The organism is Streptomyces sp. PsTaAH-124 (assembly GCF_000373685.1).
Taxonomy (GTDB): Bacteria; Actinomycetota; Actinomycetes; order Streptomycetales; family Streptomycetaceae; genus Streptomyces; species Streptomyces andamanensis.
In genome coordinates, this window is record NZ_KB892209.1 from 103772 (window position 1) to 119509 (window position 15738).

The window sequence follows — 15738 nt, forward strand, 5'->3', positions numbered from 1 at the left end:
CGGGGCCGCGCTCCCTTCCGTGTCGTTATTCCGTATGACGGAAGTTCGTTTCTGCTTAATGGAAGACTGCCGTCGGGTGTCGCGGCTTGTCAAGAGGGCGCCGGCGGCGGACGGTCCCCGGATCGCCCGGACCCGCCCGGAAACCGGCCTTGCGCGTTAGGTTGAGCGCGTGCGATTGAGAGTGGAGTTCACGACCGAACCCTTCGACCTGGACCAGGCCCCCGCGCACGCGGTGGTGGCCCGCGAGGTCGTGGAGGGCGCCGCGCTGGACGCCGTGGACGTCGGCCCTTTCGGCAACACCGCGGAAGGCGGCGCCGACGCCGTGCTGAGCGCCGTGGACACCCTGCTGCGCAGGAGCCTGGCGGCGGGCGCCACCCGGATCTCGCTCCAGGTCAACGTGATCGGGGAGGGCGATAGGTGACCGGGCAGGAGCCGTTCATCGCGGCCGTGAAACCGCTGATCGACGCGATCGGCGGCGAGCTGCTCCCGCCGGAGCAGGCCGGACCCGACGACGTCGTGCTCGCCTGGGAGGGGGTGGACGCCGTCGGTGTGCGCCTGCCCCAGCTGGCCGACTCCCTCGACCACATCCTGGCCGCCATGGAGCGCCGCGAGGGCATGCCGCTCGCCGACCTGGACCGCAGGTCCAAGCAGGAGGTCGTACGGGTCCTGGAGGCGCGCGGCGCCTTCTCCGTGCGGCACGGGGTGGAGACCGTGGCGAGCGCGCTCGGGGTCAGCCGCTTCACCGTCTACAACTACCTCAACCGGGACAAGGAGGGCTGAGCCGCCCCGACCGGGAGGAGTGCAGGGGAGCCGCTCCGGGCTTTGCGCGGAATTTTCAACAAACTGTTGACGCAGTGTTTCGGAGAGCGTTAGCTATCCGCAGCCCGTTCAGCACACAGGCCGTTCGCGGCCACGGAGGCTCCCGTGACTACGACTTCCACGCCGTCGGGCCTCGCCCGCTTCAACACTCTCCCGGATGCCGCGGCCCGTGCCGCGCTCCTGGAGGCGTGCGCCTCCACGGCATGGGCCGAGCGGCTGCTCGCCGCCCGCCCCCACGCCAGTGCCGAGGACCTGTACACCGCCAGTGACGCCGCCATGGCCGAGCTGACGGCGGCGGACCTCGCACAGGCCATGTCCGGCCATCCGCCGATCGGCCGCCCCAAGCCCGGCGACCCGACCTCGGCCCGCGAACAGAGCGGTATGGCCGGCGCCTCCGAGGCCCTCAAGGAGGAGATGCTCGAACTGAACCTGGCCTACCAGGAGAAGTTCGGCCATGTGTTCCTCATCTGCGCCACCGGCCGGACCGGTGAGCAGATGCGGGACGCGGTGAAGGAGCGGATCGGCAACGCGCCGGAGCAGGAACGGGAGATCGTCCGCACCGAGCTGGGGAAGATCAACCGCATCCGGCTCGCGCGCCTGCTCGAAGACGCCTGAGCACCTGCTCGAAGACGCCCGAAGAGGAAACCATGAGCACCGAGACCACCGCCTCCGTGTCCACCCACATCCTGGACACCAGCGTCGGCCGCCCCGCCGGGGGCGTCGCCGTCCAGCTCTCCGCCCGCTCGGGCCGGGACGCCGACTGGCAGACGCTCGGCGGTTCCGCGACCGACGCGGACGGGCGGTGCAAGGACCTGCCGGCCCTGCCGGAGGGGACCACACACGTGCGGCTCGGCTTCGACACCGAGACGTACTTCGCCAAGAAACAAGCCGCGGCCCAGCAGGACGCCCCCGCGCTCCGGGACAGCGAGAACGGCCGGCCGGTGTTCTTCCCCGAGGTGACCATCGCCTTCGCGGTGGTGCCCGGGGAGCACTACCACGTTCCGCTGCTGCTCAACCCGTTCGGCTACTCCGTTTACCGAGGGAGCTGACCGACACATGACCCGTTTCGTCCTGGGACAGAACCAGTACGGCAAGGCAGAGAACCGCGTCGTCAAGATCACGCGGGACGGCGACACGCACCACATCAAGGACCTGAACGTCTCCGTCGCCCTCTCCGGCGACATGGAGGAGGTCCACCGCAGCGGTTCCAACGCGAACGTCCTGCCGACCGACACCACCAAGAACACGGTGTTCGCCTTCGCCAAGGAGCACGGGATCCAGAGCGCCGAGGACCTCGGCGTCAAGCTCGCCCGCCACTTCGTGGACGACAACGAGCCCATCCACCGGGCCCGCATCCGCATCGAGGAGTACTCCTGGGAGCGGATCGAGACCTCCAAGGGCGGCGCCCGCTTCGTCGGCGCCGACGAGATCGCCCACTCCTTCGTCCGCAAGGGCCAGGAGACCCGCGTCGCGCAGATCACCTACGACGGCCACGGCATCCAGGTGCTCTCCGGGTTCAAGGACCTCACCGTCCTGAACTCGACCAACTCCGAGTTCTTCGGCTTCCTGAAGGACAAGTACACCACCCTGCCCGAGGACCACGACCGCATCCTCGCCACCACCGTCGCCACCTGGTGGCGGCACAACTGGGACGGCGTCGACTCGCACGCCCCGGACTGGGACCGCTCCTACGGCGGGGTGCGCAAGCACGCCCTCCAGGCGTTCGCCGAGACCTACTCGTACTCCCTCCAGCAGACCCTGTTCGAGATGGGCGTACGGGTGCTGAACTCCCGTGACGAGGTCGACGAGATCCGCTTCTCGATGCCCAACAAGCACCACTTCCGTTCGGACCTCTCGCCGTTCGGGATCGACAACGAGGCCAAGGACGGCGCCGTGTACTACGCCGCCGACCGCCCCTACGGCCTGATCGAGGCCACCATCCTGCGCGACGGAGCCGAGCAACTCATCCCGGTCGACATGACCAACCTCTGACGCGGGACGCGCGCCGCCGGCCCGGCCCCACCGGGCCGGCGGCACGCCACACCGGAGGGAACACCATGGCACAGCCTGCAACGGAGCCGGCGAAAGGCTCCTGTTCCACCCCGCCGGTGCACACCGAGGACGCCGTCACGTCCGTGCACCCGGTGGACGAGAAGCTCCACCCCTCGCGGCTCGTCCCCGCCGCGCTCCAGCACATCGCCGCGATGTACGCGGGCGTTGTCACTCCTCCGCTCATCATCGGCCAGGCCTGCGGGCTCGACATCGCGGCCCGCACCCGGCTGATCGCCGCCTCCCTGCTCATCGCCGGTGTGGCCACCATTCTCCAGACCATCGGCGTCAAGGGCCTCGTCGGCAACCGCCTGCCCTTCGTCAACGCCGCCTCCTCCGCGGGCATCGCCCCCATCCTCGCGATCGCCGAGACCAACTCCCCGGGCCGCCAACTCCCCGCCATCTACGGCGCGGTGATGGTCGCCGGTGTCTTCTGCCTGGCCGTCGGACCGTTCTTCGGACGCCTGCTGCGCTACTTCCCGCCGCTCGTCACCGGTGTGGTGATCACCCTCATCGGGGTCACCCTGATGCCCGTACCGGTCGGCTGGGCCCAGGGCGGCGACAAGACCGCCGCCGACTTCGGCGCCATGAGGAACCTCGCGCTGGCCGCCTTCACCCTGGTCGTCATCCTGCTGATCCAGCGCTTCGGCCGCGGCTTCGTCAAGCAAGTCGCCCTGCTCTTCGGCCTGTTGATCGGCACGCTGGCCGCCATGCCCTTCGGGATGGCCGACTTCAGCGGCATCCGCTCCGCACCCGTCGCCGCGCTGCCCACCCCCTTCGCCTTCGGCGCCCCCGTCTTCGAGCCCGCCGCGATCCTCTCCCTGTGCATCGTGATGCTGGTGCTGATGACCGAGTCCAGCGCCGGGATGCTCGCCCTCGGCGAGATCTGCGACCGCCGCGCCGACGCCCGCACCATCACCCGCGGACTGCGCACCGACGGCATCGCCACCCTGCTCGGCCCCGTCTTCGGCGGCTTCCCCACCTCGGCCTTCGCCCAGAACGTCGGCGTCGTCTCGCTGACCCGGGTGCGCAGCCGCTACGTCGTCGCCACCGCCGGCGCCGCCCTGCTCGTCCTCGGCGCCTTCCCCGTGCTCGGCGCGGTGGTGTCCCTGGTGCCCATGCCGGTGCTGGGCGGCGCGGGCATCGTCCTGTTCGGCTCCATCGCGGTCAGCGGCATCCGTACGCTCTCCGAGGCCGGACTCGACGACAGCTCCAACATCATCCTGGTCGCCGTCGCCCTGGGCGCCGGCATCATCCCGCTGGCCGCGCCCACCTTCTACGCCGAGTTCCCGGCCTGGGCGCAGACCGTCCTGGGCTCCGGGATCAGCGCCGGCGCACTCGTCGCCGTCCTGCTCAACCTCTTCTTCCACCATCTCGGCACCCGGAGCCGCACGGCCCCGGCACTCAAATCCTCCTAGGGTCCTGCCGTGCCCTCCCCGTGGGCCATCCCCGCCCACGGGCCGCCACTGAAAGACAAGGAAAGCGCCATGGCACCATCGGCAGCCCCGCGCATCGTCATCGAGAACGCCGCCATCGCGACCGTCGACGCGAACGACACCGAGTACGCCTCCGGACACCTCGTCATCGCCGGGAACAGGATCGAGTCCGTCGGCGCCGGACCGGCCCCCGCGGGCCTGACGGACGTGGCGCGGCGCATCGACGCCGGCGGCCACCTCGTCACCCCCGGCCTGGTCAACACCCACCACCACTTCTACCAGTGGATCACCCGGGGCCTGGCCACCGACCACAACCTGTTCAACTGGCTCGTCGCGCTCTACCCCACCTGGGCCCGCATCGACGAGGAGATGGTGTACGCGGCGGCGCAGGGGTCGCTCGCCATGATGGCCCGCGGCGGCGTCACCACCGCCATGGACCACCACTACGTCTTCCCGCAGGGCTCCGGCGACCTGTCCGGCGCGATCATCCGGGCCGCCTCCGAGATGGGCGTCCGGTTCACGCTGGCCCGCGGTTCGATGGACCGCAGCGAGAAGGACGGCGGCCTGCCGCCCGACTTCGCCGTGGAGACGCTGGAGGGCGCCCTCGCCGCCACCGAGGAGACCGTCAAGAAGCACCACGACGCCTCCTTCGACGCCATGACCCAGGTGGCCGTCGCCCCCTGCTCGCCCTTCTCCGTCTCCACCGAACTGATGCGCCAGGGCGCCGAACTCGCCCGGCGGCTCGGCGTGCGCCTGCACACCCACGGCTCGGAGACCGTGGAGGAGGAGAAGTTCTGCCACGAGCTGTTCGGCATGGGCCCCACCGACTACTTCGAGTCGACGGGCTGGCTCGGCGAGGACGTGTGGATGGCGCACTGCGTCCACATGACCGACTCCGACATCGCCGCCTTCGGCCGCACGAAGACCGGTGTGGCGCACTGCCCGTCCTCCAACGCCCGCCTCGCGGCCGGCATCGCCCGGGTCCCCGACATGCTCGCCGCGGGCGTCCCGGTCGGCCTCGGCGTCGACGGCACCGCCTCCAACGAGTCCGGCGAACTCCACACCGAGCTGCGCAACGCCCTGCTGATCAACCGTCTCGGCGCGCACCGCGAGGCGGCCCTGAACGCCCGGCAGGCGCTGCGCCTGGGCACCTACGGCGGCGCCCAGGTGCTGGGCCGGGCCGCGCAGACCGGCTCCCTGGAGGCCGGCAAGCTCGCCGACCTCGTGCTGTGGAAGCTGGACACCCTGGCCCACGCCTCCATCGCGGACCCCGTGACCGCCCTGGTCTTCGGCGCCGCCGCCCCGGTCACCGCCTCCTTCGTCAACGGCCGGCAGATCGTCGAGAACGGCCGCCTGCTGCACGCCGACGAGGACGCCATCGCGCACGCCACCCGCGAAGAGGCCCGCCGCCTGGCGCGGATCGCCGCACAGCACTGACCCGACCCCGGCCGGCCGCACACCACGAAGCGGACCCGCCGGACGAAGAACTCCGGCCAGGAGGGACGGCTCCCGGCCGGTGGCCGCGGACCCGAGCGGGGTCCGCGGCGGCCGCCCCCGGGGCGCACGTGCACACGCGCGCCCCGGGACGGTCACCGTCACCCGGAGCGGCCCGTCCGCCGGCCGCTCCCTCCCCAGCTCTCGGTCCCGCTCGTGAGCTCCCGGTCCCGCTCGTGCGGGAGGCCCCCCACGCCCACGCATCACCTCCTTGATACCCACGTCAAAGCCGACGTGACAACCGACCGGAGGAACCGCCGTGCCCGCACCGACCGCCGACGCGCCGGCCGCGCCAGCCAAGTCCCCCGTCCACCCCGTCGACGAGAAGCTCCCCGCCCTGAAGATGGCGACCAGCGGCCTCCAGCACGTGGCCGCCATGTACGCGGGGGTCGTCGCCCCGCCCCTGATCGTCGGCGCGGCCATCGGCCTGAGCGCCCGTGACCTCACCTTCCTCACCGGCGCGTGCCTGTTCACCGCGGGCCTCGCCACCTTCCTCCAGACGCTCGGCATCTGGAAGATCGGCGCCCGGCTGCCCTTCGTCAACGGCGTCACCTTCGCCGGTGTCGCCCCGATGACCGCGATCGTCGCCTCCACCAAGGACAAGTCCGACGCGCTGCCCGTCATCTTCGGCGCGGTCATCGTCGCCGGACTCCTCGGCTTCCTCTGCGCCCCGCTGTTCTGCAAGGCCATCCGCTTCTTCCCGCCGGTCGTCACCGGCAGCGTGATCACCCTCATCGGTGTCTCCCTGCTGCCGGTCGCCTTCGGCTGGGCCCAGGGCCCGAACCCGGCCGCGCACGACTACGGCTCGGTCACCAATCTGACCCTGGCCGGCATCACCCTCCTGCTGGTCCTGCTGCTGCGCCGCTTCACCCGCGGCTTCGTCAAGCAGATCGCCGTCCTGATCGGCCTGGTCCTGGGCACCCTGGTCGCCATCCCCTTCGGCGCCACGGACTTCGGCCCGGTCGCCGACGCCGACGTGGTCGGCTTCCCGACGCCCTTCCACTTCGGCGCCCCGCAGTTCCAGGTCGCCGCGATCCTGTCGATGTGCGTCGTCATGGTGGTCTGCATGACCGAGTCCACCGCCGACATGCTCGCCCTCGGCGAGATCGTCGAACGCCCGGCGGACGAGCGGACCATCGCGGCGGGCCTGCGCGCCGACACCCTCGGCTCGGCCCTCAGCCCCCTGTTCAACGGCTTCATGTGCAGCGCCTTCGCCCAGAACATCGGCCTGGTCGCGATGACCCGCATCCGCAGCCGCTACGTGGTCGCCGCGGGCGGCGGCTTCCTGGTGCTGATGGGCCTGTGCCCGGCCGCCGCCTCCCTCATCGCCGTCGTACCGCGGCCGGTGCTGGGCGGCGCGGGCGTGGTGCTGTTCGGCTCGGTGGCCGCCAGCGGTATCCAGACGCTGGTCAGGGCGGGCCTGGACAAGGACAACAACGTCCTGATCGTCGCCGTCTCGCTCGCCGCCGGCATCATCCCGATCACCGCGCCGGAGTTCTACCACGCCTTCCCCGAGACCGCCCGGATCGTCCTGGACTCGGGCATCTCCACCGGCTGCGTCGTGGCCGTCGCGCTGAACCTGCTCTTCAACCACATCGGCAAGGGCCAGGACGCGGAGGACGTCACCCATCCGATGGAGAGCGGCACGGAGATCGCGGAGGCCGCCCAGCCGGCCCCCACGCACTGACCGCACCCGCCCGCGGGGGTACGGCACCGCCCGGTGCCGCACCCCCACGGCGCGGCGCCGCGCGACGGGCTCACAGGCCCAGCAGCGCCGGATCCTTCGCGAGGTCCCGGAACCGGTCCCGGGGAGCGGCCACCAGTCTGCGTGCCGTCAGGTCCAGCAGCCCGCCGACCGCGGTGATCTCCGCGGCCACCGTGCCGTCGGCCTTGCGGACGGTCTGGTGTATCCGGAACGTCTTGCCCTCGCCCCACTCGAACACACAGCTCACCACGGCCTCGTCACCGGCGAGCAGCTCCCGCCGGAAGCCGATGGTCGTCTCCAGCGCCACCGGTCCCACGCCCGTGGCGATCAGGTCGCTCTGGCTGATGCCGGCCGCCTGGAGCAGCGACCAGCGGGCGTGCTCCGCGTAGTTGAGGTACACGGCCTGGTTGAGGTGTCCCTGCACATCGGTCTCGTATCCCCGGACGGTCACCGGGACGGAAAACGGCTTGCTCACTGCATCCCCTTCTCGTACGTCACGCCTGTGACGTCTGTCCTCCTCCGACCGCCCCGATCCTGGCACGCCCCTCACGCCCGGCGCGGGGAGGCCAGCAGGTAGCGCACCCGGGTCCGCGGCTCCGTGCACACGCCGGGCTGCCAGCCCGCCCGTTCCAGCGCCGCCGCGCAGGCCGCCAGCAATTCCGCGTCCGGCGCGTACACCGCGACCGCCTCGGGCTGCGGGGTCGCCCGCACCCGGTAGCCGTCCGCCGCCGCCCCCGCCGGACGGAGCCCGGCCGCCTCCAGGGCCAGCGCGGCGGCCCGCACCAGATGCGCGCGCTCCCAGCCGCACGGCCGCTCCGCCGCGCCGTCCGGGTTGGTCATCCGGCGCAGCTCCAGCAGCCCCTGCCAGGCGCTGTGCACCTCACGCGCCCGCGCGGCCCCGTCGTACACCTCCGCCGCCCCCGCCGCTTCCTGGTCCTCCTCGCCGCCGACCCGGGCGGCGAACACACCGGCGGACGGCGGGACGTCCGCCGGGGGACCGGGGGCCGCCGGTGGGGGAGCGGGGACCGCCGGTGCGGGCCCCGCCTCGCGTATCCGGTGGCCCGCCGGGGTCAGGAAATGGTCGTGCGGCGGGCGCGGGTGCCGGAAGGCCAGCCCGCGGGCCACCAGGGCCGCGAGCTGCGCCTCGGTGCCCCGCAGCCGCCCGGTCACCGGATCGGCGGCGTCGACGACCCGGCGCTGCGCGGCGGTCGGCGGTCGTGTCACGGCGTGCTCCCTCCCCGGGGCCCCGGCATGGACGAGCGGGCCGGGAAGGAGTCCCCGGCCCGTTCAGAAGGCTACGGCCCGGGTCTGACAACGCGCCGTGGCCTTCCGAACGGACCGTCAGTGCGATGATCCGGCCGGTGCGGGCGGCCGGATGTTCCAGCCCGCGACCACCGGCCGGTCGTGCTCGGTGCCCAGCCGGCACACCGTGCCGGTGGCGAGCTGGAACAGCGCGCCCGACGCCGGGGGCAGACCCAGCCGCCGGGCCGTCAGCACCCGCAGGAAGTGCCCGTGCGCGACGAGCAGCACGACGCCCTCGGTGTTCGCGAACGCGGCGTCCACCTTGGCCAGCATCCGGTCGGCGCGCTCGCCGACCTGCTCCACCGTCTCGCCGGGGTGTTCCGGCGGCCCCGGCGCGACCCCGTCCGTGAACAGGAACCAGCCGGGCCGGGTCCGCTGGATCTCGGGCGTCGTCACCCCTTCGTAGCCCCCGTAGTCCCACTCCCGCAGGTCCGCGTCGACGCGGGCGTCCGGCACCCCGATCAGCTCGGCCGTCTCCCGGGCCCGCTGGAGCGGGCTGACGAACGCGGCACCGATGCGGTGCGACCGGATCAGCGGCACCAGCCGCCGCGCCTCCTCCCGCCCGTGCTCGGTGAGCGGGACGTCCGTACGGCCGGTGTGCCGCCCGGAGCGCGACCACTCGGTCTCCCCGTGCCGGACGAGAAAGAGGTCACCCATGCCCGGCCGTCCCTTCCCTGTCGCCGCGTCGCCGCCGACGACACCCTGACACGGCCCGGGAGGGCCCGCAGCCGGGAGTGCGCCGTCCGGCCGGTACGGGGCCGTTCACCGCGATTCCGGCCGGGGGTCCACCTGTCCCCCGTACAGGTGGACCCCCGACGGCCCGAGCCGTACGGGACCGGCGGCCGCACGGGGAAGCATGCCAAGGAGCCGCTCCGCCGAGTTGACACAGAGTCGACTCTTGTTGCCATCGCGTCCACACCGGAGCCGATACGGCCACCTCTCGCGCCACGGGACCCGCGGATTCGAGCCGATACGCTTGTTCACCTGTGAACTACTTCTTTCCTCGCGGCCGCCGGGAGCAGGGGCGAGGCGATGGGAGAACGAGATGCCGGTGACACCCGAGACGGCCGGGAGCGACGTCCTGGACGGGGTCGAGTGCTTCGAGCACTGGCGGGAGGTGATGGGGCGGACCCGGGCCGCCGAGATGACCAGTGACCATGTCACCACCTTCAGCGCGACCGTGCGGCAGGCGCGGCTCGGCCCCGTGGCCGTCCTGCGGACGGCGTTCCCCTCGATCCGGGTCAGGCGGACCGAGCGGATGATCCGCCGGTGCGACGACGAGCTCTACCACCTGACGATGCTGACGGCCGGCCACGGAACCGTGGCCTCGGCCGGTCCGGGAGGGACACAGCGGCTCACACCGGGCCATTTCCATCTGGTGACCAGCTCACAGCCGTACGATTCCTGGTTCGCCGGAACCCCCGGCACCGGAGTGGGACACCCGCGCGCCGAGGGCATCGGCATCGACCTGCCGGCGTCGGCCCTGCCCATCCCCGCGCACCGGGTCCGCCATCTGCTCGGCCGGGTGCTGCCGGGACAGCAGGGCACGGGCGCGGTGCTGGCGGCGTTCCTGCTCACCCTGGACCGCCAGCTGCCCGCGCTCCGGCCCGCCGAGGCGACCCGGCTCGGCGCCGTGGCGGCCGACCTGCTGTCCGCCTGCCTGGCGCGGGAGCTGGACGCCGAGGACGCGCTGCCGGAACAGACGCGGCACCGGGCCATGCTCCACGACGTGCGCGCCTTCGTCCGGCGGCACCTGCACGACCCCGGCCTGACCCCGGCGAAGGTCGCCGCGGCGCACCATGTCTCCGTCAGCTATCTGCACCGGCTCTTCACCCGCGGCTCGCAGGGCACGACCCTCGCCGCGTACATCCGCCGGCAGCGGCTGGCGAAGGCGTACCGCGATCTCGTCGACCCGGCCCTGAGCGCCCTGCCGATCCACGCCGTCGCCGCGCGGTGCGGAATGCCCCGCCCCTCCGCCTTCACCCGGGCGTTCAAGGCGGCCTACGGGATCTCGCCGAGCGATCACCGGCACTACTGCCGGTAGCCGTCGAGGAACCGCCCGATCCTGCTGATCGCCGTCTCCAGCACATCCGCGTGCGGGAGCGTCAGGATGCGGAAGTGGTCGGGCGTGGGCCAGTTGAAGCCGGTGCCCTGCACGATCTGGATCTTCTCGCGGAGCAGCAGGTCCAGGACGAACCGCTCGTCGTCGTGGATCTTGTGGACCGCGGGGTCGAGCCGGGCGAACGCGTACAGGGCGCCCCGGGGCTTGACGCAGGAGACGCCCGGGATCTCGTTGAGCTTCTCCCAGGCGATGTTCCGCTGCTCGTACAGCCTGCCGCCGGGCACGGTCAGTTCGCCGATGGACTGGCGGCCGCCGAGCGCGGCCTGGATGGCGTACTGCGCGGGCGCGTTGGGGCACAGGCGCATGGAGGCCAGCATGGTCAGGCCCTCCAGATAGTCCCTGGCGTCCTGCCGGGGTCCGGTCACGACCAGCCAGCCGGAGCGGAACCCGGCCACGCGGTACGTCTTGGACAGGCCGCAGAAGGTCAGGACCACCAGGTCGGGCGCGAGCGCGGCCGTCGAGTGGTGCACGGCGTCGTCGTAGAGGATCTGGTCGTAGATCTCGTCGGCGAACACCATCAGGCCGTGCCTGCGGGCGAGGTCGAGGATGCCCTCCAGGATCTCCTTCGGATAGACCGCGCCCGTCGGGTTGTTGGGGTTGATGATCACGACGGCCCTGGTCCGGTCGGTGATCTTCGACGCCATGTCGTCCAGGTCCGGGTACCAGTCGGCCTGCTCGTCGCACCGGTAGTGGACCGCCTTGCCGCCGGCCAGGGTGGTCACGGCAGTCCACAGCGGGTAGTCCGGGGCGGGGACCAGGACCTCGTCGCCGTCCTCCAGCAGCGCCTGTACGGCCATGGAGACCAGCTCCGAGACGCCGTTGCCGAGGAAGACGTCGTCGACGCCGACCTCCAGGCCGCGTGCCTGGTAGCGCTGGGCGACCGCGCGGCGGGCGGAGAGGACCCCGCGCGAGTCGGTGTAGCCGTGCGCCCGCGGGAGCATCCGGATCATGTCCTGGACGATCTCCTCGGGCGCCTCGAAGCCGAAGAGCGCCGGGTTGCCGGTGTTCAGGCGCAGCACGCTGTGCCCCGCCTCCTCCAGCGCGTTGGCGTGCTCGATCACCGGGCCGCGGATCTCGTAACAGACCTCGTTGAGCTTGCTCGACTGCCGGAACTCCATGCGCCCCTCCGGTTCGTGGTGTTGCTTGGTTTTACCAAGTGCGAGCTTGGAAAGTCCAACAACATGTCTAGACTGCGTCGCATGTCACCTCGCCGAAGCTACGACCAGTACTGCTCAGCGGCCCGCGCGCTCGACGCGGTCGGCGACCGCTGGACCCTGCTGATCGTCCGGGAACTGCTCGCCGGTCCCCGCCGCTACACGGACCTGCACGCCGATCTGCCCGGGGTGAGCACCGACGTCCTCGCCTCCCGGCTGAAGGACATGGAGCGCGACGGGCTGACGAGCAGGCGCCGGCTGCCGCCGCCCGGGGCCGCCCATGTCTACGAACTCACCCCGCGCGGGCGCGCGTTGCTGCCGGTACTGCGGACGCTGGGGGAGTGGGGGCGGGCGGAGCTGGGCGAGCCGCGCCCGACCGACGCGGTGCGCGCGCACTGGTTCGCGCTGCCCCTGCTGGGCCCGCTGGCGGGCGACGGCCTCGTCGAAGTACGCCTGGAGAAAGGCGTCTTCCATCTGTACCCGCGGGACGAGGAAGGTGCCGTGTACGGCGACGGGCCCGCCCCCCGGGAGCCCGACGCCCGCCTGGCCCTCGACTCCGCCACCTGCGCGGAGCTCGCGCGCGGCGAGCTGGATCTCGCGGACGCGGTGCGCGAGGGCCGGGTGACCGTCACCGGGGACGGCCCGCTCGCCAAGTCCCTGCGGGAGGGATGACGGTCGCCGCGGGCGGAGTGACGGTCCCTGCGGCAGGCACGGCGAAGGCCCGCCCCGCCGGAGCGGAACGGGCCTGTCGCATCAGTGACATGACGTAGCGTCAGGCACCCGGCGGTACCCGCGAGGGCCGCCCGGAGCCCCGGGTCAGCGCGTAGCCGCCGATGCCCGCGAGCGCGGCCAGCACGGCGCCGATCCCGGACCACACCCACCGGTCGGACCACCAGCCCGACGACCAGCCGCCGTCCGGCTCGATGCTCGACAGCACCGCCGTCTTCTTCTTGCCGTCGCCGCTGTCACCGCCGTCGTGCTGCGAGGTGACCGCGATCCCGGGGACCAGCGGCTGGGACAGCGAACCGTCCACGGCCGCGGGGCCGCCGATGTGCTTGGACTCCGCCCGGACCTCCGTGCTCACCGGCAGGCCCAGGTCCGAAGCCTGGAGGCCGACCGCGGTGAGCCGGATGTAGTACGTGCCGGGCAGCGGGTCGTTGGCCCACGGCTCCGACCAGGCGCGGACCGTGCGCAGGACGCAGGCCAGCTCCACCGAGGCGGTGCCCGCGGCGGCGGTGCGGGTCTGGGCGCCGTACTGGCACGACTGGCGGCGGCGCAGCCCGTCGTAGACGTCGACCTGCCAGGTCTGCGTGGTGTGCTGCTCGGGCAGCTTCACCGTCGCGTGCACGGTGGGACGCTGACCGGCGTCCGCGGGGAACGACCAGTACAGGTAGTCGCCGGTGGAGGCGCTCGCGGTGGCCCGCTGCCCCTGCTCGATCTCCGTCGCCGTACGGAAGGAGGTGCCCGCCTGCGAGGGGGCCTTGCTGTCGCCGGACGGGCTCGCCGAGGGCGAGGAGTCGGCCACCGCGGGGGCCGCCGCAAGCCCCAGGGCGAGCAGTGCGGCGCCGAACGCACGGGTGAGACGCATCAGTTGGTCCTCCAGATCGCCACGCGCCAGCGCGAGAGCCAGCCCCAGATCACTCCGGCGAGGAAGCCGGTCAGCACCAGGAGGCCGAGCAGCCACCAGCCGCGGCCGAGTCCGAACGCCGCCACGTCGCCCGACGGGTCGGGGGCGCCCACCACGTCCACGGTCAGCTCCAGCGGCAGACCCGGCGTGGTCTTCACCCCGGCGGTCGGCGCGAAGGAGTTGGTGACCTGGAGGCACACCGTCTCCGCCGGGGCGTTGTCGTCGTCGCTCTTCGGCTTCGGATAGCGCAGGCCCGTGGAGACCACGTCGGTGCGGCCGGTGCCGGCCGCCTCCCCGCGCACGATCTCCCGCCCGTGCACGGTCACCGCCCGCAGCAGCATCCCGTGGTCGGGGCGCACGGCGCGGTCGTCGGCGATGCTGACCGAGGCCCGCAGCTCCTGGCCGGGCCTGACGTCCACCCGGTACCAGCGCTGCTGCCCGAACTCCTCGCGGTCGGTGTACAGGCCCGACTTGAGCGCGGGCGCCCGGGTGCAGTCGGCGGCGCCCTGGGCGGCCACCGGGGTCACCACCGGGTCGGCGGCGCGGTCCACCAACTGGCCGACCCGGTCGGACAGTTCCTCCTTGTGCCGGACGGAGGTGTAGGTGCCGCCGGTCGCGTCGGCGATGCAGCTGAGCTGGTCACGGGTCTTGGCGTCCGGCACCAGGCCCAGGGTGTCGATGGTCAGGCCGATGCCCTTGGCGGCTATCTCGCGGGCCACTTCGCACGGGTCCAGCGGCTGGCAGGTGTCCTCGCCGTCGCTGATCAGCACGATACGGCGGGCGCCGTCGCCGCCCTCCAGATCGGTCGCCGCCTTCAGCAGCGCGGGTCCGATCGGGGTCCAGCCGGTCGGCGCCAGGGTGGCCACCGCCGCCTTCGCCTCGGTGCGGTTCAGCGGGCCGACCGGGTAGAGCTGCGCGGTGTCCTTGCAGCCCGTCTTGCGGTCGTCGCCGCGGTAGTTGGCGCCGAGGGTGCGGATGCCGAGCTGGACCTCCTCGGGGGTCGCGTCCAGCACCTCGTTGAAGGCCTGCTTGGCCGCGGCCATCCGCGTCCCGCCGTCGATGTCCCGTGCGCGCATGGAACCGCTGACGTCCAGGACGAGTTCGACCTTCGGCGCTGCCCGGCCGTCCGGTTCGTCGGCGACCGCGCCGGCGGGAAAGGCGATCCCGGCCGTCAGGGCGGCGAGCAGAGCACAGACTCCTGCCGCCAGCCGTTGTCTTGTGATCATCGGCGGATCCTATTGACCCGACGGTGGTTGCTCCAAAACGAGCGGCGGCGGCCTACCCCGCCCCCGGCCCCGGCTCCTTGCCGAACAGGCCCGCCAGCCGCGCCCGGTAGAGCACCGCGACCGTGAACCCGTCGGTGATCCGCCCGTCCGCCACCATCGCCTCGGCCTCGGCCCACGGCACCGCGCGGATCCGGTCGATCGCCTCGCCGCGCTCCGGGTCGCCGAAGCCGTCCACCCGGGCGGCGTACAGCTCGACGCGGTGGGCCAGCAGCCCGGTGTCCGGATGGAGTTCGCCGAGCGGGACCACCGCCGTGGGCACCGCCGCGATCTCCTCCCGGAGCTCCCGCGCGACGTTCTCCTCGCCGGTGGCCCCCGGGTCCCCGAAGCCGCGCACCACCTCCCAGTGCCGGGTCCGTGTGGCGTGCCGGAAGTGCTCGATCAGCACGACATCGCTCTCCGGGCCGAGCAGCGGCAGGACCACCACGCCCGGGGAGGCGTCCGGCGGCGGCAGCAGACGGTCGTACAGTCCCAGGCGCCCGTCCGGGAAACGCACCGGGTCGCGCAGGTACCACAGATGGCGGTTGGCCGACACCACACCCGCGGGAACCGGCCGCAGCAGCACCGCGAGCCGGGCCCGCAGGGACCCCGGGAATCCGCTCGTCGGCTGCCGTGCGGCTGCCGTGACCTGGCGCCGGGCCCGGCGGACCAGGGCGGGGTCCGTGAGGATGCCGATGCCCCCCGGTTCGTCGCGGAACCACCGCGGAACGGCCCGCCGCAGGGCCTCGTACCGGTTCATGGGATGCT

The 15738-nt window shown here is 72.6% G+C and carries 17 protein-coding genes; 10 read left to right on the top strand and 7 right to left on the bottom strand.

Features of this window, described 5'->3' with window-relative positions:
* Positions 1-169: 169 nt before the first annotated feature.
* The 8 genes from B086_RS0137630 (at position 170) to B086_RS0137670 (ending at position 7485) form a co-directional block, all read left to right on the top strand.
* Positions 170-421 carry a hypothetical protein gene (locus B086_RS0137630; protein ID WP_037874618.1) on the top strand — a complete coding sequence of 84 codons (252 nt, stop codon included), beginning with the start codon at positions 170-172 and terminating at the stop codon, positions 419-421.
* The gene (locus B086_RS0137635; protein ID WP_018571608.1) at positions 418-780 is read left to right on the top strand and encodes a helix-turn-helix domain-containing protein; all 363 of its coding nucleotides are present in this window, start codon (positions 418-420) and stop codon (positions 778-780) included. Before B086_RS0137630 ends, B086_RS0137635 begins: the two co-directional genes overlap by 4 nt.
* Positions 781-924: 144 nt before the next feature.
* Complete coding sequence (uraD, locus tag B086_RS0137640; protein WP_018571609.1) at positions 925-1434, top strand: 2-oxo-4-hydroxy-4-carboxy-5-ureidoimidazoline decarboxylase; 510 nt, start codon at positions 925-927, stop codon at positions 1432-1434.
* 32 nt (positions 1435-1466) lie between these two features.
* Entirely contained in the window at positions 1467-1868 is a 402-nt protein-coding gene (gene uraH, locus B086_RS0137645) for a hydroxyisourate hydrolase (RefSeq protein WP_018571610.1), read from the top strand.
* 7 nt (positions 1869-1875) lie between these two features.
* Positions 1876-2811: a factor-independent urate hydroxylase gene (gene pucL / locus B086_RS0137650; RefSeq protein ID WP_018571611.1), complete on the top strand. Its 936-nt coding sequence runs from the start codon at positions 1876-1878 to the stop codon at positions 2809-2811.
* Between the two features lie 65 nt (positions 2812-2876).
* Positions 2877-4286 (top strand): nucleobase:cation symporter-2 family protein, encoded by a 1410-nt coding sequence (locus tag B086_RS0137655; RefSeq protein WP_026253189.1) that lies wholly within the window; start codon positions 2877-2879, stop codon positions 4284-4286.
* A 69-nt stretch (positions 4287-4355) separates the two neighbouring features.
* Entirely contained in the window at positions 4356-5741 is a 1386-nt protein-coding gene (locus B086_RS0137660; protein ID WP_018571613.1) for an 8-oxoguanine deaminase, read from the top strand.
* Positions 5742-6141: 400 nt separating this feature from the next.
* Positions 6142-7485, top strand: coding sequence for a nucleobase:cation symporter-2 family protein (locus tag B086_RS0137670; RefSeq protein WP_051116000.1), 1344 nt, complete (start codon positions 6142-6144; stop codon positions 7483-7485).
* 70 nt (positions 7486-7555) lie between these two features.
* Here B086_RS0137670 and B086_RS0137680 read toward each other — a convergent pair whose 3' ends face one another.
* From B086_RS0137680 to B086_RS0137690, 3 genes are all read right to left on the bottom strand, one after another.
* Positions 7556-7978 (bottom strand): acyl-CoA thioesterase, encoded by a 423-nt coding sequence (locus B086_RS0137680; RefSeq protein ID WP_026253190.1) that lies wholly within the window; start codon positions 7976-7978, stop codon positions 7556-7558.
* A 71-nt stretch (positions 7979-8049) separates the two neighbouring features.
* A complete protein-coding gene (locus B086_RS0137685) occupies positions 8050-8727 on the bottom strand; it encodes a hypothetical protein (RefSeq protein ID WP_018571617.1) in 678 nt (225 codons plus the stop codon).
* A gap of 117 nt (positions 8728-8844) precedes the next feature.
* Complete coding sequence (locus B086_RS0137690) at positions 8845-9462, bottom strand: histidine phosphatase family protein (RefSeq protein WP_018571618.1); 618 nt, start codon at positions 9460-9462, stop codon at positions 8845-8847.
* A 388-nt stretch (positions 9463-9850) separates the two neighbouring features.
* On the opposite strand from B086_RS0137690, the gene B086_RS0137695 reads away from it, so the two are divergent.
* Positions 9851-10849, top strand: a complete 999-nt coding sequence (locus B086_RS0137695) for an AraC family transcriptional regulator (protein ID WP_018571619.1) — start codon at positions 9851-9853, stop codon at positions 10847-10849.
* Here B086_RS0137695 and B086_RS0137700 read toward each other — a convergent pair.
* Entirely contained in the window at positions 10837-12045 is a 1209-nt protein-coding gene (locus B086_RS0137700; protein ID WP_018571620.1) for a pyridoxal phosphate-dependent aminotransferase, read from the bottom strand. The genes B086_RS0137695 and B086_RS0137700 overlap by 13 nt on opposite strands.
* An 81-nt stretch (positions 12046-12126) precedes the next feature.
* On the opposite strand from B086_RS0137700, the gene B086_RS0137705 reads away from it, so the two are divergent.
* Positions 12127-12753, top strand: a complete 627-nt coding sequence (locus B086_RS0137705) for a winged helix-turn-helix transcriptional regulator (RefSeq protein ID WP_018571621.1) — start codon at positions 12127-12129, stop codon at positions 12751-12753.
* Positions 12754-12853: 100 nt separating this feature from the next.
* Here the strand turns inward: B086_RS0137705 and B086_RS0137710 are convergent, their stop codons facing one another.
* The 3 genes from B086_RS0137710 to B086_RS0137720 are packed head-to-tail and all read right to left on the bottom strand — an operon-like array spanning position 12854 to position 15730.
* Entirely contained in the window at positions 12854-13669 is an 816-nt protein-coding gene (locus tag B086_RS0137710; RefSeq protein ID WP_018571622.1) for a hypothetical protein, read from the bottom strand.
* Complete coding sequence (locus B086_RS0137715; protein WP_018571623.1) at positions 13669-14934, bottom strand: VWA domain-containing protein; 1266 nt, start codon at positions 14932-14934, stop codon at positions 13669-13671. The genes B086_RS0137710 and B086_RS0137715 overlap by 1 nt, the downstream gene beginning before the upstream one ends.
* Before the next feature lie 52 nt (positions 14935-14986).
* A complete protein-coding gene (locus B086_RS0137720) occupies positions 14987-15730 on the bottom strand; it encodes an NUDIX hydrolase (RefSeq protein WP_018571624.1) in 744 nt (247 codons plus the stop codon).
* Between the last annotated feature and the right edge of the window lie 8 nt (positions 15731-15738).